This window comes from Sporomusa sp. KB1 (genome assembly GCF_007830295.1).
In the GTDB taxonomy this organism is placed as follows: domain Bacteria; phylum Bacillota; class Negativicutes; order Sporomusales; family Sporomusaceae; genus Sporomusa.
Genome location: NZ_VLKC01000002.1, coordinates 3,571,351 through 3,586,675, shown reverse-complemented (window position 1 = coordinate 3,586,675; position 15,325 = coordinate 3,571,351). Strand labels below are relative to the sequence as shown.

13 protein-coding genes and 1 pseudogene are annotated in these 15,325 nt (G+C 45.4%); 2 read left to right on the top strand and 12 right to left on the bottom strand.

Annotated elements, in window-relative coordinates; translation table 11 throughout:
- Positions 1–3: 3 nt before the first annotated feature.
- The 5 genes from SALPA_RS20275 to SALPA_RS20255 form a co-directional block, all read right to left on the bottom strand.
- Positions 4–1,044, bottom strand: a complete 1,041-nt coding sequence (locus SALPA_RS20275; protein ID WP_145098168.1) for a glycosyltransferase family 9 protein — start codon at positions 1,042–1,044, stop codon at positions 4–6.
- A gap of 34 nt (positions 1,045–1,078) precedes the next feature.
- Positions 1,079–3,268, bottom strand: coding sequence for a DNA topoisomerase III (locus SALPA_RS20270; protein ID WP_145098165.1), 2,190 nt, complete (start codon positions 3,266–3,268; stop codon positions 1,079–1,081).
- A gap of 162 nt (positions 3,269–3,430) precedes the next feature.
- Complete coding sequence (locus SALPA_RS20265) at positions 3,431–3,739, bottom strand: 2Fe-2S ferredoxin (protein ID WP_145098163.1); 309 nt, start codon at positions 3,737–3,739, stop codon at positions 3,431–3,433.
- A 116-nt stretch (positions 3,740–3,855) separates the two neighbouring features.
- Positions 3,856–4,827, bottom strand: a complete 972-nt coding sequence (rarD, locus tag SALPA_RS20260; RefSeq protein ID WP_145098160.1) for an EamA family transporter RarD — start codon at positions 4,825–4,827, stop codon at positions 3,856–3,858.
- A gap of 157 nt (positions 4,828–4,984) precedes the next feature.
- Complete coding sequence (locus SALPA_RS20255; protein ID WP_145098157.1) at positions 4,985–6,151, bottom strand: twin-arginine translocation signal domain-containing protein; 1,167 nt, start codon at positions 6,149–6,151, stop codon at positions 4,985–4,987.
- 81 nt (positions 6,152–6,232) lie between these two features.
- Between SALPA_RS20255 and SALPA_RS20250 the strand changes: the two genes are divergently transcribed.
- Together SALPA_RS20250 and SALPA_RS33315 are read left to right on the top strand one after the other, a co-directional pair.
- The gene (locus tag SALPA_RS20250; protein ID WP_145102140.1) at positions 6,233–6,382 is read left to right on the top strand and encodes a glucuronate isomerase; all 150 of its coding nucleotides are present in this window, start codon (positions 6,233–6,235) and stop codon (positions 6,380–6,382) included.
- Between the two features lie 25 nt (positions 6,383–6,407).
- The gene (locus SALPA_RS33315; RefSeq protein WP_370516741.1) at positions 6,408–6,557 is read left to right on the top strand and encodes a hypothetical protein; all 150 of its coding nucleotides are present in this window, start codon (positions 6,408–6,410) and stop codon (positions 6,555–6,557) included.
- A 71-nt stretch (positions 6,558–6,628) separates the two neighbouring features.
- On the opposite strand, the gene SALPA_RS20240 is transcribed toward SALPA_RS33315, so the two are convergent.
- The 7 genes and pseudogenes from SALPA_RS20240 to SALPA_RS20210 form a co-directional block, all read right to left on the bottom strand.
- Positions 6,629–8,104, bottom strand: a complete 1,476-nt coding sequence (locus SALPA_RS20240; RefSeq protein WP_145098151.1) for a YdiU family protein — start codon at positions 8,102–8,104, stop codon at positions 6,629–6,631.
- Positions 8,105–8,122: 18 nt separating this feature from the next.
- Positions 8,123–8,280: pseudogene (locus SALPA_RS33310) on the bottom strand (iron hydrogenase small subunit).
- 266 nt (positions 8,281–8,546) lie between these two features.
- Positions 8,547–9,836 carry an S-layer homology domain-containing protein gene (locus SALPA_RS20230; protein ID WP_145098149.1) on the bottom strand — a complete coding sequence of 430 codons (1,290 nt, stop codon included), beginning with the start codon at positions 9,834–9,836 and terminating at the stop codon, positions 8,547–8,549.
- Positions 9,837–10,001: 165 nt separating this feature from the next.
- Entirely contained in the window at positions 10,002–10,865 is an 864-nt protein-coding gene (locus SALPA_RS20225) for an oxaloacetate decarboxylase (protein WP_145098146.1), read from the bottom strand.
- A 1-nt stretch (position 10,866) separates the two neighbouring features.
- Positions 10,867–12,300, bottom strand: coding sequence for a glutamate mutase L (locus SALPA_RS20220; RefSeq protein ID WP_145098143.1), 1,434 nt, complete (start codon positions 12,298–12,300; stop codon positions 10,867–10,869).
- A 22-nt stretch (positions 12,301–12,322) separates the two neighbouring features.
- Positions 12,323–13,456 carry a 2-methylaconitate cis-trans isomerase PrpF family protein gene (locus SALPA_RS20215; RefSeq protein ID WP_145098140.1) on the bottom strand — a complete coding sequence of 378 codons (1,134 nt, stop codon included), beginning with the start codon at positions 13,454–13,456 and terminating at the stop codon, positions 12,323–12,325.
- Entirely contained in the window at positions 13,456–15,303 is a 1,848-nt protein-coding gene (locus SALPA_RS20210; RefSeq protein ID WP_145098138.1) for a cobalamin-dependent protein, read from the bottom strand. Before SALPA_RS20210 ends, SALPA_RS20215 begins: the two co-directional genes overlap by 1 nt.
- Positions 15,304–15,325 lie beyond the last annotated feature (22 nt).

Sequence of the window (15,325 nt, the reverse complement as noted above, 5' to 3'; positions counted from 1 at the left end):
TATTCATAGCTTTCGCAATACCTGATAGACTTGCGCCACAACATCGTTTGGCTGCACACTGTTTATACATTCACTTGTCCCGATCCGGCATTTTGTCTTGTGACAAAAGGAACACTGGCATTCATTAACCACAAAGGCATTCTGATTACCAGGTGGCGTGTATGTGACAGGATTAGTCGGCCCAAAGATTGTCACTGTTGGTGTTCCCAGGGCAGCTGCCATATAGAGTGGGCCGGTATCACCGGCAATTACTACTGCCGCCTGTTCAAGCAGCGCCGCCATTTCTAAAAGGCTTGTTGCGCCGATAGCGTTAATTACCGGCACACCAGCCTTATTGGCTATTTCCTGCCCCCTGGCAACTTCACTCCGGCCACCACACAGCATGATTTTGAAATCCTGGGCAAGCATTCCTGCCGTTGCCGCAAACAGCTCAGACGGCCAGTTCTTCGTCGGCCAGGTAGTGCCGGGAACTACTATCGCTAACTTGTCTTGCGCAGATACCTTTTCCCTGCTTAAATAACTTTGAGCAAATTGTTTAGCTTTAGCAGGTACAACAAGTGTCATCTTCCGGGTTACAGGGGTAATGCCTAACAGGGATAATACGCCCAGGTACCGTTCGACAATATGGTTTCCCAGCGGTTTAGCGGTCTTTGTCATCAGCAGCGGATTTAGTTCTCTGGCATCTTGCAGGCCAATCCGCCAGCTAGTCCTGGCCTGCCTGGCAATCATCCCAGTGAGAAAAAGCCCATGAATATCGAGCACCGCATCATACGTTTTTGCTGCCAGTTCTGCTTGCAAATGCCGCCACAGCCCAAAGGCCTGGGTAAATTCATAAGCCCGTAAATGTTTTTCAAAGCGTTCCCGTGACCAAATTATCAGGTGGTCAATATCGGGATTATATTTTATCAGGTCAGCACATACCTCGCCAACAAGCCAGGTAATTTTACAATCTGGCCAAGCCGCTTTCAGCGCCCCGGCCACCGGCGTACAATGAATAACATCACCGATTGAACTGAGCCTAATGATTAATATTTCTTTAGTCACAAAATTCCCTGCCTTTGACCATTTGGAAACCACATTATTTCAGCTTTATTTTAGCAAGTGCTTCCGCAAGCGCATTATTGAAAGGCTGACCCTCAGTCTTTTGCTGCTGGTTCAGATAGCGTGACACATCTTTTTTGGAAATCTTGGTCTCGCCTTCTTTCTTTTTACGTTCAGTAAAGACCGCCAATTTTTCCCGGTAACCACAAACACAGGCAAAGGAGCGCGCATCGCCTTCCCCCCGCAATTCAAGCTTCTTGTGACAGTTGGGACAGCGGGCGTTGGTTGTCAGTGCAATGTTTTTCCGATAGCCGCATTCACGGTCCTGACAGACAAGCACCTTGCCGCGCTTACCATTGACCTCAAGCAAGTACTTGCCGCATTCAGGGCAGCGGGTACGGGTAATATTGTCATGACGAAACTGTTCCTGACTGTTTTTTATCTCAATAATAATGGCTTTTGTATAGTCTCTTATCTCAGAAATAAAGGCTTGTTTTTGCAGCTTTCCTTTGGCAATCGCACTTAGTTTCTGTTCCCAGGCAGCGGTTAACGCCGGTGATTTCAGGTCATTAGGCGCCAAGTCTAAAAGTTGCTTACCTTTGGCTGTAATAAAGATATCTTTACCCTTTTTCTCAATAACAAAACTGCTAAATAGCTTTTCAATAATATCGGCTCTGGTGGCTACTGTACCCAGGCCCCCGGTTTCACCGATAATTTGTTTAAGTGCCTGGCTCTCGCCTGACATATATTTTGCCGGATTTTCCATGGCCGATAGTAAGCTGGCTTCATTGAAAAGAGCAGGCGGCTTGGTTGCGCCCTTAGTCTGTGTAACCGTCGTAATCGGTAAAATATCACCTTTGCTTAAGCTTGGCAGCAGTTGTTCTGCAATATCATCAGTTTCTTCGTCATCCAGGTGGTTATTATATAACTCTTTCCAGCCAAGAGACAGCACTACCTTGCCTTTGGCAACAAAATTTTCACTGCCAATTTGCGCCTGCACTGTTGTTTGCTCATATTCAAACGGCGGATAAAGCACCGCTAAAAACCGTTTAACAACTAAGTCATAAATCTTCTTTTCCTTATCAGTTAATGAGCTAAGCACCACTGACTGTTCGGTAGGAATAATGGCATGATGGTCTGATACCTTGCTGTTATCGACGAAATGACCGTTGGCCCTAATTGGGCTTTTGAGAACTTTGAGGATTTGTTTCGAGTAAAGACCAGTATCACAAGCTTTCACTCTGTCTTTTAGTGTCTCTACAATATCTGTAGTGATATACCGTGAGTCGGTACGCGGGTACGTCAGGGCTTTGTGGGTTTCATACAGCTTCTGCATAACTGACAGCGTTTCTTTGGCTGAAAACCCAAAAATTTTGTTGGCATCACGCTGTAACTCAGTTAAATCATACAAAAGCGGAGAAAAATTTTTCTTACTCACTTTATGTACAGCTAGAACCTCTGCCGGTTTCCCTTTTATTGTACCCATTATTTTGTCACAGTAGTTTTTATCAAACGTCTTACTTTCTTTGGTCTTCGTGTCTTGCCAGGTTAACTTGAGCCGCTCGGCAGCCGCTGTAATACCATAATAGGTTTGGGGCTGAAATTTCCGGATTTCCGCTTCCCTGCCAGCAATAATAGCTAGCGTAGGTGTCTGTACCCGCCCGCAGGATAGTTGGGCATTATATTTGGTAGTAAGCGCCCGGGTAGCGTTGATGCCGACAAGCCAATCAGCTTCTGAGCGGGCAACCGCTGAGGCGTAGAGATTCTCATAATCTCTGCCAGGCCGCAGCTTACCGAATCCTTCGCGAATAGCCTTATCTGTGACTGAGGATATCCAAAGCCGCTTTACTGGTTTATTGATATGGGCTTTCTCCAATATCCAGCGGGCAACAAGCTCCCCTTCTCGTCCGGCATCGGTCGCAATAACAACTTCACTGACATCTTTTCTGCTTAGCTGTTCTTTAACAGCATGAAACTGTTTGCCTGTTTGCTTTATTACCACAAGTTTAAGCTCTTTAGGCAGCATCGGCAAATCCTCCAGCCGCCAAGCTTTATATTTTTCGTCATAGGCCTCGGGATCAGATAGTGTTACCAGATGTCCAAGTGCCCAAGTGACAATATATTTTGGCCCTTCAAGGTACCCGTTGCCTTTAGTATTACAATGTAATACCCTTGCTAAGTCCCGCCCAACAGAGGGTTTTTCAGCTAATACAACTATTTTACTCATAATAATACCTCGCTAAAAATTATATAGCTATTATTATACCCGCTATTTGCCAATTATGAAAGGTAAAGAAAACAGGGGCTTGCCTCTGAATACTTTCTCTGGACAAAACATAACTGCCGGTGGAAAGATTCCCCCGGCAGCCTCCAAGTAAAACGAGAGCTATTATATTACTAAACGCGCTACCGGCACACCTCCCTCGATGTGTTCTTCCATTATGGCCTCCACATCACCGGGTGTTACCGAGCCATACCAGACATTATCCGGATAGACAACAACAATAGGTCCCTTATCACAAATTCCGAAACAGCCGGTGTTGGTGACAAAAACGTCCCCTCCTAACTCGCGCTCCTCAATCTCCTCCATAAAGTTTGCGACAATTTCTACGCCGTCTTTAGTGTGGCAATGGCCTTTTTGCTGACCATTAGGCCGGGAACTTGTACACACAAAAATATGATATTTGGGCTTGTTCATAGCTTACTCCTCCTTTTAATTAAAAAAAGTCGCTAACCCATGACATCTGGGCAGCGACTTCTACGTCACAAATTATATTATTCTATCAATGAGTATACATAAAAATATCTTTAATGTCAAGAATACGTTTTCTCTTCTCCGTTGTTTTGTCCTTTATACAAGCCGATAATCCATGCTTCGGCCTTCACAAATGGCTGAGTTCCGGCTAAGGAAAATACGGTTAACGCCAGCCAGATTAAGCTAAATGATACTAAGTGAACAATTGTAAACGGTTCATGATATAAGACTACACCTATCATTAAGGTAATTGTCGGCGACAGATACTGGATAAAACCCAGCAAGCTGAGCGGCAGACGGTTAGCGCCACTGGCAAATAGGATAAGCGGTGTTGCGGTAACAGCACCGGCTCCTATCAAAAAACCAGCTGTAATCAGGGAAGAAAGACTGAAATAGCCGCTTCCCTGTCCCTCAAGATAAAATAGATACAGCAAAGCGGCAGGCGCCACAATCAGTGTTTCCAGAGTGGTAGCTGTTATCGCCCCAATTTTTAACATTTTTTTGCACATGCCATAAAAAGCAAAGGTAATAGCCAGCGACAGCGAGACCCAGGGAATAGCACCAAAGCTCATCGCCATGTTCATAACACCAATACCAGCAAACACAAAAGACACACTCTGCCACAGGGACAACTTTTCTTTCAATACAGCTACACCCAGAAAAACATTGACAAGTGGATTAATATAATAACCAAGACTTGTTTCAACAACTCTACTGGCATTAACAGCCCATATATAGATCAGCCAGTTAGCACTAATAAGAAGAGAAGCAATGACTAAACCCAATAGTTTTTTAGGCTGGTGGCTAATGTCCGCTGTTTCGTTACAAAACTGCCTTATCCCGCGCGTTACCAACAAAATAACAACCATAAATACACAGGACCAAATAACGCGATGAGCTAAAATCTCATAAGCAGGAACCTGGGATAGTTGCTTCCAATAAATAGGCAATATGCCCCATAGCAAATAGGCCCCCGCAGCTGATAACACACCTACCAATTGTTCACTTTTCTGTTTATCGCCAGTATTCATAATGTTGACCCCCAAATAGCTCCCTGAATCAATTAATATCAAATAGATACTAGTTAAGCATATCACAACTCTGAAATATTTCCCAGGAATAAAAACTTTAGCGTATAGCAAAAAAATACTTACCACCCTATTACAGACAGTAAGTACTTGGAACTCTTTACTTTGGCACTAAAATCATACTATGGACTACTTCACGTACAGCCTGCTCACCCTGGCTGGCATGAATTTGATGAATGCCCATTATGGTGGCCTGCGAAAAAATATAGTTCCGGAAAGAATAGAAAAGACTTCCTTTACTATCGCTGCCACTTATACCATAGTCCGTTTTGGCGATATTCTCAATGAGTGGAATGGTCCACTTGGCTGCAGGAACGCTGACAATCCAGTCATGGTCACCCAAATATACGACAAAAGGTTCTATGGGGCGGGGCAGTTTCAGGGTATCACCGTTATCTGCCAGTAGTCCTTGTGCTATTGGGTCTTTGCCGGCAATAATTGCAGCCGCTTTTATGTAGTTTACCAACTTTGCTTCATCATCAGGAGTACCCGCGTTATCATGTGCGCTAGCCTGTGCCACAATCACCTTTGCCGGTAAGTCGCGATAGATTGATTCAGCGATACCTAAGATATGGTGAGCACCAGTACCTGCCATCTGGTACTCAGGTAATGAACTACCATCCTCCTTCCACTGAAAAACCCATGGCTTGTGAAGATCATGCAGCAGCTGTCCGGCCAATATAACATCTCGGTCGAGCTGAATAGTATTACTATCTAGGTACCCCTGATATAAACCAAGAGAAGATCTTACATTAAGTGCAGTGTGCACCGGCAACCCACCCGGATAAGAGTGATGACTCATATATCCGCTACCCGGAGTTGAATCAAAGTTTTGTGGTTTGCGTCCATTTGCTGGAATAGGAGGTAATACCTCATCTGTTGTCACAGTATTTTTTAGTAAACCATTGGCAATTAACTTTACTCGCAATGCTTCCCTCTCACTCAGGCTGATATATCGCTGAGCCACATTAGGTGCCGGATTTGTCAGAATATCAATAACTACAGTCCGCAGCTTAGTATCCTTGATTGTTTTAGCAGATTGAAGAATAAATTGATAGGCATCCTGTACTAAAACTGACTTTTGTGCCATATCAGCCGGACTTAACCGTTGGCAATCAGCTAGCGATATCGTTGAGGCCTTTTTCATTGCCTTGGCAGCAGTTGTTGATGTCGGCATGACTGTCATCATTGCCAACGCAGCTGCCGCACCCGCGGAAACCTTAAGAAAGTCACGACGGGAAAATTCCTTTTCATCATGTGTTAACATTTCTTTTACGCCCCTTTAGTTTAACGATTGTACAGTATTATTTTAGGTAATATTTTCCTCTGTGTTGTTAACAGCAAGTAAATTTCTCGTAAATATTTCCGTCGGATTCTCTGTAACCTTATTGGCGAGTGGGTTGAAGCCGGTGAATTCTTGAATGACATTACATTGTTAGGCTCTATTGTACAAAATATCTGCTTTAATAACGCCAATAACTACTTTGGCATCAAATAGTAACACTTACTACCCTCATGAATTAATGTCAAAAGGATACCGTGTATTGGTTGTAGAAAAACACTATGTCTTTTATGTGATAGATGAAGATGATCTTTCAGTCAAGGTGCACCGGATTTTATCAAGTCGACAAGAGTATTTACAGTGGCTTAATACAGCGATTATAGAGGATTAAACAAATATGAAGCCATCTACCAAGCCTTTGGCCGGATAGATGGCTTATTTACATAATGGAAAATTGCTATGTCAAGTACCGCAAAAGGTTCGGTAAGGCTGGGCTGATGGCTCAGGCAATGTGGCGTACTCAGCTTGTTCGGGGGAATGCGCGTAGGGGCTTGCAAGAACCGCAAGGAACTGCTCCAGCCTGCTGTAGTCTCCGTGTTTCACTGCAGCTTCCAACACGGCTTCTACCTGGTGGTTACGGGGGATTATCGCCGGATTGCTGTTTTTCATCAACTGCTGCGAGCAGACTTTTGTTTCCTGTTGCCTGCCTAACCTCGCCTTCCACAGCTCATACCACTCAGTAAATTCTGTGGTGCCAAACAGTACCGTATCCTCCGGCGTATCAAAAGTTAATGCGCGGAAAGTATTCGTATAGTCCACACAATACTTCTGCATCATACTGAGGAGCCCATCAATAAGAGCATCATCCTGGGCCTCCTGGTTAACTATTCCCAGTTTTGCTCTCATTCCCGCGAGCCAATTATGGTGATACAACTCAGTAAAATCTGCAATCGCCTCCTGGGCCAATGTAACAGCCTGCACTTGATCAACATGCAATAACGGCAATAGAGTTTCAGCAAATCGCGCGAGATTCCACCCGGCAATATATGGCTGATTGCCATAGGCATAGCGTCCTTGCATGTCAATCGAACTGAATACCGTTGCGGGGTCATAGACATCCATAAAGGCGCAAGGACCATAATCAATCGTTTCTCCGCTAAGGGCCATGTTATCGGTATTCATTACCCCGTGGATAAATCCAACCAGTTGCCATTTGGCAATCAGTATAGCCTGACGCTTGATCACTTCTTTAAGTAGGGAGAGATATTGATTCTCATCAACTGCAACATCAGGAAAGTGGCGCTTCCGTGTATAGTCAGCCAGAACTCGTAAATCCTCAACAGTGCCCCATGTTGAAACATACTGAAAAGTGCCGACACGCAGATGACTGGCAGCAATGCGGGTCAGAATTGCCCCAGGCTGATTGGTTTCGCGAATTATTGACTCACCGGTTGTTACTACTGCTAAGCTGCGGGTAGTAGCAATACCTAGCGCATGCATTGCTTCGCTGATGATATATTCGCGCAGCATCGGTCCGAGTGCCGCCCGCCCATCACCGCGGCGAGAGTAGGGTGTTTTTCCCGAACCCTTGAGCTGAATATCAAACCGTTCACCTAGGGGTGTGATCTGCTCGCCAAGTAACAGCGCCCGGCCGTCCCCTAACCTCGTAAACTGCCCAAATTGATGGCCCGCATAAGCCTGCGCAAGCGGCAAAGCACCTTCAGGAACCCGGTTGCCAGCAAGCACCGCTACGCCATCTTTGCTTTGCAGCTCCTGGATATTCAACCCCAGGGATGCTGCCAAGGGAAAATTAAGAATAACCAACTTCGGTGAAGGGACAGGGGTTGGTTTGAGAGTACTAAAAAACAGTTGCGGCAGACAGGCATAACTGTTGTCTAATTTCCACCCTGTTTCGATTGCTGTTTTTTCCTTTATCATCCTTATCTCCTTTTGTCTTTATTTGCGTACTTGTGCCCGGTAATGGGTATGCAGTAGATGATGCGATTTCTCGCCTAATGGTTTCCCAGCCAGGTATCGTATAATTCTTTAACTGCTGGATTTTCATGGGACTTGCGAATAGCTGCCGCCTCATCGCATTCATAAATTGCGGCCATCCGTTGTGTAAACACGCCCCTTTGCGCCAAATTAGTACTAACAAAAAAGAAGTTTTAAACCATTTATCTACTACTAGTATTTTGCTGATAAGTTGATTAATACAAGGTATAATCTGTATCATGCCAAAACCTAAACATACTATAAAAATACACAGCAATAAGTTATTTTCCGCCAACTTACAAAAAAATGGCATCCGGCACTAGCCGGATACCATTTTTTGTTGTTTCATAGGCGGTCTTAATGCGACAGCCCCTTTGACCGGAAATTAAAAAGAATAGATTAAAGTAGCCCAGAGACCCTTTTTATCTTTGTTTTGTCCAGCTTGGGGATCTTTGAGTTCCAGATCTTCATACATAACTGACAGCACACCGTTTTTAAACACAGTATACTCAGCCCCTAATTCCATACCTTTAATATTGTCCAAATTGCCATAGGTTGTATCAGCGTATCTGCCGGTATCGAGCGTAGACATCTCAGAAGGATCGAAACCTTTCTCAGCACTCCTATAACCTACCCATATCCCTGATGAACCGATTTTATCTTGTTGAGCACCCCGGTATTTAAGTTGAGCAAACCAGGCTTTGGCTTCATCGCCTTTATTAAGGGAATTAGCCTTGTAAGAATCATTTACGCCATACTCACCGGATATGGCGAAGTTTTTAATTCCTGTATACGCGAAGCCAGACGATATGGTTTTATAATTGAGCTCGTTTTTGTCGGCAATGTAGGATGCAGTCATGTTGAGGTTTTTATTGATAGTCGCATCAATATTGGCAGCAGCATAATTCAAATTTTTCATGTTAGCATAGTCGTCTTCATATATTCCCATGTTATATTTAAAGACGCCTGCAGTAACTTTTACCTTGTTACCGCCGCTTAACAACAAACCATCGCAATTGCCAGTAATATCGGCAATCATACCTTGCCCCAACCAGATAGGCTGACGACCAAAGCTATAGCCTACTTCACCTAGTTTTCCATTGATATAAGCTTGTCTCAGCTTGGCTTCAGAACCAGCACTACTGCCCCACGCTGATTGTGATTCATAACGACCATGGAAAGTAACATTTTCAGCTATCGGTGCTTCCATGTTTAAACGCAGACGAGTTCGTTCATTAGTACGGTCAATATCAGGATTAGTAGTGTCTGCCTTGTCCTGGTAATCATACCGTGCACGAATTGTGCCAGTGAACTTTACTTTGGAAGAATTTTTCTCCAGGTTGTCAACCCGAACGCCAAGGTTGTTGAGTTCTGCGCCGAATTCGGCTTTCAGAGCATCAATTTCTTTTTGGGTTGCAGCGTCAGCTTTGTCGCTGTTAGCCATAGCTTTGGCTACGATAGTAGCAACTTCATAACGGGTAAGGGTTTTGTTGCCTTGATAGGTGCCGTCGCCGTAGCCGGAGATTACGCCAGCTTGAGCAAGTTTGTTGATCGAGTCGTACGCCCAGTGTTTTGCAGGCACATCGACGAAAGGATTAGCAGGAGCGGCCAGCGCAGTTCCTGCTACGCTCATTGCAAATACTGCTGCAAGAGCCATAGCGGTTTGTCTTTTCATTGTGTTTCTCCCCCTTAGGTTTTTTAAATTTTGAGCAGTTACCTAAGAAGAGACTATCTGAGTATCCATAGTTTCCTCCAATCCTCCTTCTTAGCTTAACGACTCAGTATCTAAGCGCCTGCTTTTTGCGGCAGGCGCAGAGACCGATTTTGATTCTGGCAAGAATTACTTTACATATACTCTTTCAAGTTCTCTAATTTGCGGCAATCCGATCAACTCGTTAAACTCGGTAAACTTAATCATTTCGTCCATCATACCGGCTGTTGTACCTGTTTGCTTCAAGTTTTGCATCAAGCGGGAAACAGCCAGACATACGCTATATGTTGAAGCTGTGGGATAGATGACAATATCATAGCCAATTTTTTCCAGTTCCTGGTTTAGCAGCAATGGTGTGCGGCCTCCCTCAACCATATTTGCCAGTACCGGTATGTTGAAGGATGAAGTGATAAGCTTCATTTCTTCAATGCTCTCAGGTGATTCTACAAATAACAAGTCTGCTCCCGCTTCCTCATACGCTTTGGCCCGGTCGAGCGCTTCGTTAATTCCATGAACTGTCCGGGCATCAGTACGGGCAATAATAACTAGATCGTTATCACAGCGAGCATCAACGGCAGCCTTAATTTTACCTACCATTTCTTCTTTGGAAACAACTTGACGTCCAGTCATATGACCACACTTTTTGGGTGCTACCTGGTCTTCAAGCTGAATTGCCGCAACTCCGGCTTTTTCGTATTCACGTACTGTACGCATAACATTTACCGCATTGCCGAAACCCGTATCGGCATCAGCAATTACCGGAATGCTGACAGCCTCCACGATGTTGGCGGCGCGAGCCACCATTTCAGTCATTGTCAAAAGGCCGACATCAGGTTTACCCAGATGGCTGGCAGCCTGCCCATAACCTGTCATATATACTGCCGGAAAGCCGGTTTTTTCAATTATTTTGGCCGTTAATGCGTCATGAGCTCCCGGTGTAACAACAATACTTTTCCCAGCTAGTAATTGTCTTAAAACAGTAGTTTTTTTCATACTACACTTCCTTTTCTATTTTGAAATGTTTTTTTGCAAACTGTAAACTAACGTCACTGTATTTTTGGCCCAAAACACCAATTGAATATAGTAGGTATTGCTCATCGAAAATAAATACCGGTTCGATTGGTAAAAGAGAAATGCCAGGGTTTTTAAAGGCTTGTTTGACCACAAATTGCTTTTCTTCCGGCGTACGATGCGTAAACAGTCCGCCAACAGCGAAAACATACTTGACACGCCGCAAATCTCTTCCGATGGGAATACCCGGTATAATCCCCATAACCGGGTTAAACTCTTGTGAAATATAACCCGCGTGCCGTTTTAATGCCACCTCAATAGCACAAATTGCTAACGCCAGATCAAAATCTTTTTCCAGCGGAGAATGGCTTATATGGCCAGGGTTTTTCTCCAAGAAAACGGCATAATCAATTAATTGCTGCTCCAGTTCTGCGCCTTTATAGCCAATTTTAGTCAGAACCCCCGTCGGACCGATAGTCTCAACAATGCCGGTCGCACTGACACGTAAGCCGAGGTTACCTTCAACCGTGCGGTACGACGGCTGTTTTTCGTTATTGATGACCAGCCCTTTTTCCTCAATGGTCAGTTTTTCAAGTCCAGGCATAACGGAATGAATATCGGTAGTCGCTCCGCCAATATCAATGACTAAGATATCCCCGATACCCTCCTGGGCAAAAGTTCCTTTCGCTAGCAGCTCTGCGCCCAGCAGCACGGCCCCCGGGGTTGGCGTGACTTTTTTGTCAGATACAACGTTAAGTAGTTTATTTAAACCCTTTGCCATGGTAATTTGCTTGATAAACTGCTCATGAATCGCTTCTCTGGCCGGTTTGACTTTTAATTCATGAATGGTGGGCATAACATTCGGAACACGAATATTCGCAACACCAGCGCTTGTTAGTATCTCAGCTACTTCACCCTGGGCATTTTTATTACCGGCAATAATGATAACAGCGCTACTATTTGATTTAACAATAATTCTCGCATTTTCCAGCATAGAATCCTGATCGCCACCGTCAGTACCGCCTGCCAGCAAGACAATATCAGGCTTTATCTCCCGCAATACCTGTAGGCGAAATTCAGGCAAATCCTCGCAACTGACGATTTCCAGTACCCGTGCACCTGCACTCATTGCTACCTCTTTGGCAGCCTTAGCCGTTACCCGTGGCATATATCCAAGAGCTACCATTCGCAGCCCGCCAGCTGCACTGCTGGTAGAAAAAGCAGCAGCATCGCGGCAAACTTCCACTTTCTTTAATGCTAATGCCTGTTTAGCAGCCAATACTCCGATTTCAATATCATCAATCGTTGTCAAAGCCTGGGCCCGGGCAACAAAATCGAGTACCCCCTCCGCCAACCAGAAAGCAGTCAACTTCGTATAAGTACTTCCCACATCATAGACGATTATATTTGCCTGCACAGCTTATCACTCCTACTTTGGGCTACTCATTGCGCACAAATACATAGCCTTCCAGAATACGGCGAGCTGTCCTGGCAAATGCTGCCCGTGACAAGTTCCCATTCTCAAAAGCTGCTTCAATCTCGATAACACCGGCAGGATGTCCGATACGAATTACGTTGATAGATTCAATATGCAAAATAGCCTCATGCACAATCGTACCGGGAATTTTGGCCGCTGCCCCGGTGCAGGCGGTTCCGGTTCCAGGATACGTTTTATGAAGTACTTGCATGAACATCATTCTCGATAAAAAATCAACTTGCTCTTTTTTAATAGTTTTTCCTGTTGTAAAGTCAATATAATCCGCGGCAGGAGCGACAAAAGCAACCATCGGAAATGCCGGACTTTTGGCTGTGGCTGTAGCAATATCAGGTGCCATGCCGATCATTACAGCGGCTTGTGCACGAATTTCCTCCATTAGCGCTAACAACTTCGGATCGCCATTAATTTCCTGCGGTGTTTCGCGGCCTGTCATGCCTACATCTTTGGCGCGTACGAAAACGCAAGGATTGGATACATCGACAATCGAAATCTCTAGCGGCCCCACACTTGTTTGGATGGTATCCACCGGTTTATCGGTAGGCAGAAGTTTGTTGGTTACGGAACCGGCCGTACCCGAAAAATCCATCATAATTTTCGCACCAGTTCCAGGGACGCCATCTATCTTACAGTCGCCGTTTACCTTGGCGCGGCCGTTCTCTGTCGGCACTTCAGCGATTAATATCTTGCCGGTATTGGTGTTGTGAATTCTCACTGTCGTAGTCGGTTCTGTGGCAGCAACAAAGCCTTCATCAATCGCAAACGGGCCGACGCCGGAAGAAATATTACCGCAATTGCCGGAGTAGTCGATGTAATGGTCATTGATACTGACCTGGCCGAAAGTATAGTCCACATTAGCATCCGGATGGGTCGAGGGGCCAATGATAGCCACTTTGCTAGTCAACGGATCGGCTCCGCCCAGACCGTCAATTTGCCGCACATCCGGGCTGCCGAATATTTTCAAAATCATATTGTCACGCTGTTCTTTATCTTGAGGCAGATGATTGGCTTTCAGATAAATCCCCTTACTTGTACCTCCACGTAGAATAACGCAGGGAATTTTTTGCATGTCATTCATTATAAACCCTTCCTCTCCAACGCTTTTGTTGTCCATTCAACGCATTTGTCAGGATCAGTCCCCGGCCCAAAGAAAGCCTCCACGCCCAGGAATGCGGGGCCTTCCTTAGATATTTTTTCTTCAAAATGGGCATGTTCCTCTTCTTTTTCTGCAATCCTGCCGCCGGCAATGAGGACAACTTTGTCACTCATACCCAGTTCTGTAAGACGGTTTTTCACCCGCGGGAAAAGCTCTCTTCCGAGCCCTAACAAGTTAGCAACACCAATTATCTCAGCCTTGGCTTCAGCGGCTACTTCGGCCACCGTTTCAGGCAGATTCATACCGCGCAGATATATGACTTCATAACCGGCAGCTTCAAAGGCTTCCCGAATCATATTGATCCCCATAACATGCGCATCTGCACCAACTGTTGCCAAAACCATTTTCTGTTTACGGGTGGGTTTTTTATCCTCCGGCACTACGACTGGCTCACTGGTTACAGCAAAACGCTCAGCAGCGAGATTTAGCGGCGTAAATCCAGGAACATACCGTTTAATTCCGTCTTTATCCCTGTGAGTTTTCACATACCGTTTGAGGTCCCAGCCGCCGGCGCGTGGGCAGTCCATAATGCCGGCCTTGCCAGCACGAACAATCTTGTCAATCAGTTCGTCCTTGTCGTATTTACGCCAGAAGCTTTCTTTGATTTCATCTGGAGCAAGGGTGCGGTTCACACCGAGAACACCTTCGAGCACAGCCATAGCTTCGCTCAGTATTTCATTTTTGCGTTCCTCAATATAAGGATCACGGATATCTACCTTAACAGTGTTTTCAAATACATTATGTGTTCCCCAAATTGCTTTGGCCATGGAAGCACCTGTCGGAATCCCGACAGATTCTGCCGCCTTGGGACGATAGAAATTTGCTCCGCCCAGCTTAGCACTGATTGCCATACGCGCAAAATGCGCGGACTCCGCAACTAGATCACCCGGGGGATTTTGGAAAGTCTCCGGTACGGCGATAAGACTCTTACTCCACATTGTTTCTTTAAACGCTTTCATGGTAGCTAGATCTGCCAACAAGTTTAAACCGGTTACGTTCATTTGTACTGCGCTAAGCTCTGCCGGTAATCCAGCCAAAATACCCAAGCCCTCTGCCAGCAGACACATAGCCAGGGCCATGCCGTCTGTACCGCCGATATTGTTAAGATGTTTATGGGAGTCGATTTGCACAAACATGTTATGTTCGCCGCAAATCTCGAGAGCCCGAAAACCATTAATCACCTTGGTCTTATAATCATGGATGCCCCGGCCACCGTAATGTACATGGATAACCGGACCGATATCTGTACCGTCAAACCCGGCGAGCAGTGCGTTAATGATTGATAGGTGAGGCGTATCTCCGGTAGCATTGATCCGCATCGGATGGATCGAACCACCACCCAATTCAACTAGCTTTCTTTCACCAATAGGTGTAATGCCGCCTTTGCCGCGCGATTGCTCAATTAACTCCCGGCCATTAAGCGGATCAATATGTCTTGTTGCTTCAGAGTGTACGAAGTGAAACAACTGAATACCCAGTTTTTCGGCCATGTTATACATTTCAAGGGATTCTTTATAAGTCTCTTCCGCAGTATTGCGACCAAGGATCGGGTTCTGTACCGGCATACCTGTTTTCTCCGCCTGCTGGGCTAATTCATAAATCCGATAGCCGCTGCGCAGAACACCGTAAGCTTCACGCGGATAGGGAACCGGAAGCCCGTCAATCGATCCGTCCTTGCCAATTGTCGGCATGGTAACACCAAAAGTCTCTGCATAAGCTTTGACTCTGTCATAGTCTTCGGTAATAATTTGGATTGTTTTTTCTTGCATTTTGCCTGGCACCTCCTGCTTG

Coding starts and splice junctions, on each gene's coding strand:
- SALPA_RS20270 (WP_145098165.1), bottom strand. CDS start 3,268: ATGAGTAAAATAGTTGTATTAGCTGAAAAACCCTCTGTTGGGCGGGAC.
- SALPA_RS20265 (WP_145098163.1), bottom strand. CDS start 3,739: ATGAACAAGCCCAAATATCATATTTTTGTGTGTACAAGTTCCCGGCCT.
- rarD (WP_145098160.1), bottom strand. CDS start 4,827: ATGAATACTGGCGATAAACAGAAAAGTGAACAATTGGTAGGTGTGTTA.
- SALPA_RS20255 (WP_145098157.1), bottom strand. CDS start 6,151: ATGTTAACACATGATGAAAAGGAATTTTCCCGTCGTGACTTTCTTAAG.
- SALPA_RS33315 (WP_370516741.1), top strand. CDS start 6,408: ATGTCAAAAGGATACCGTGTATTGGTTGTAGAAAAACACTATGTCTTT.
- SALPA_RS20240 (WP_145098151.1), bottom strand. CDS start 8,104: ATGATAAAGGAAAAAACAGCAATCGAAACAGGGTGGAAATTAGACAAC.
- SALPA_RS20230 (WP_145098149.1), bottom strand. CDS start 9,836: ATGAAAAGACAAACCGCTATGGCTCTTGCAGCAGTATTTGCAATGAGC.
- SALPA_RS20225 (WP_145098146.1), bottom strand. CDS start 10,865: ATGAAAAAAACTACTGTTTTAAGACAATTACTAGCTGGGAAAAGTATT.
- SALPA_RS20215 (WP_145098140.1), bottom strand. CDS start 13,456: ATGAATGACATGCAAAAAATTCCCTGCGTTATTCTACGTGGAGGTACA.
- SALPA_RS20210 (WP_145098138.1), bottom strand. CDS start 15,303: ATGCAAGAAAAAACAATCCAAATTATTACCGAAGACTATGACAGAGTC.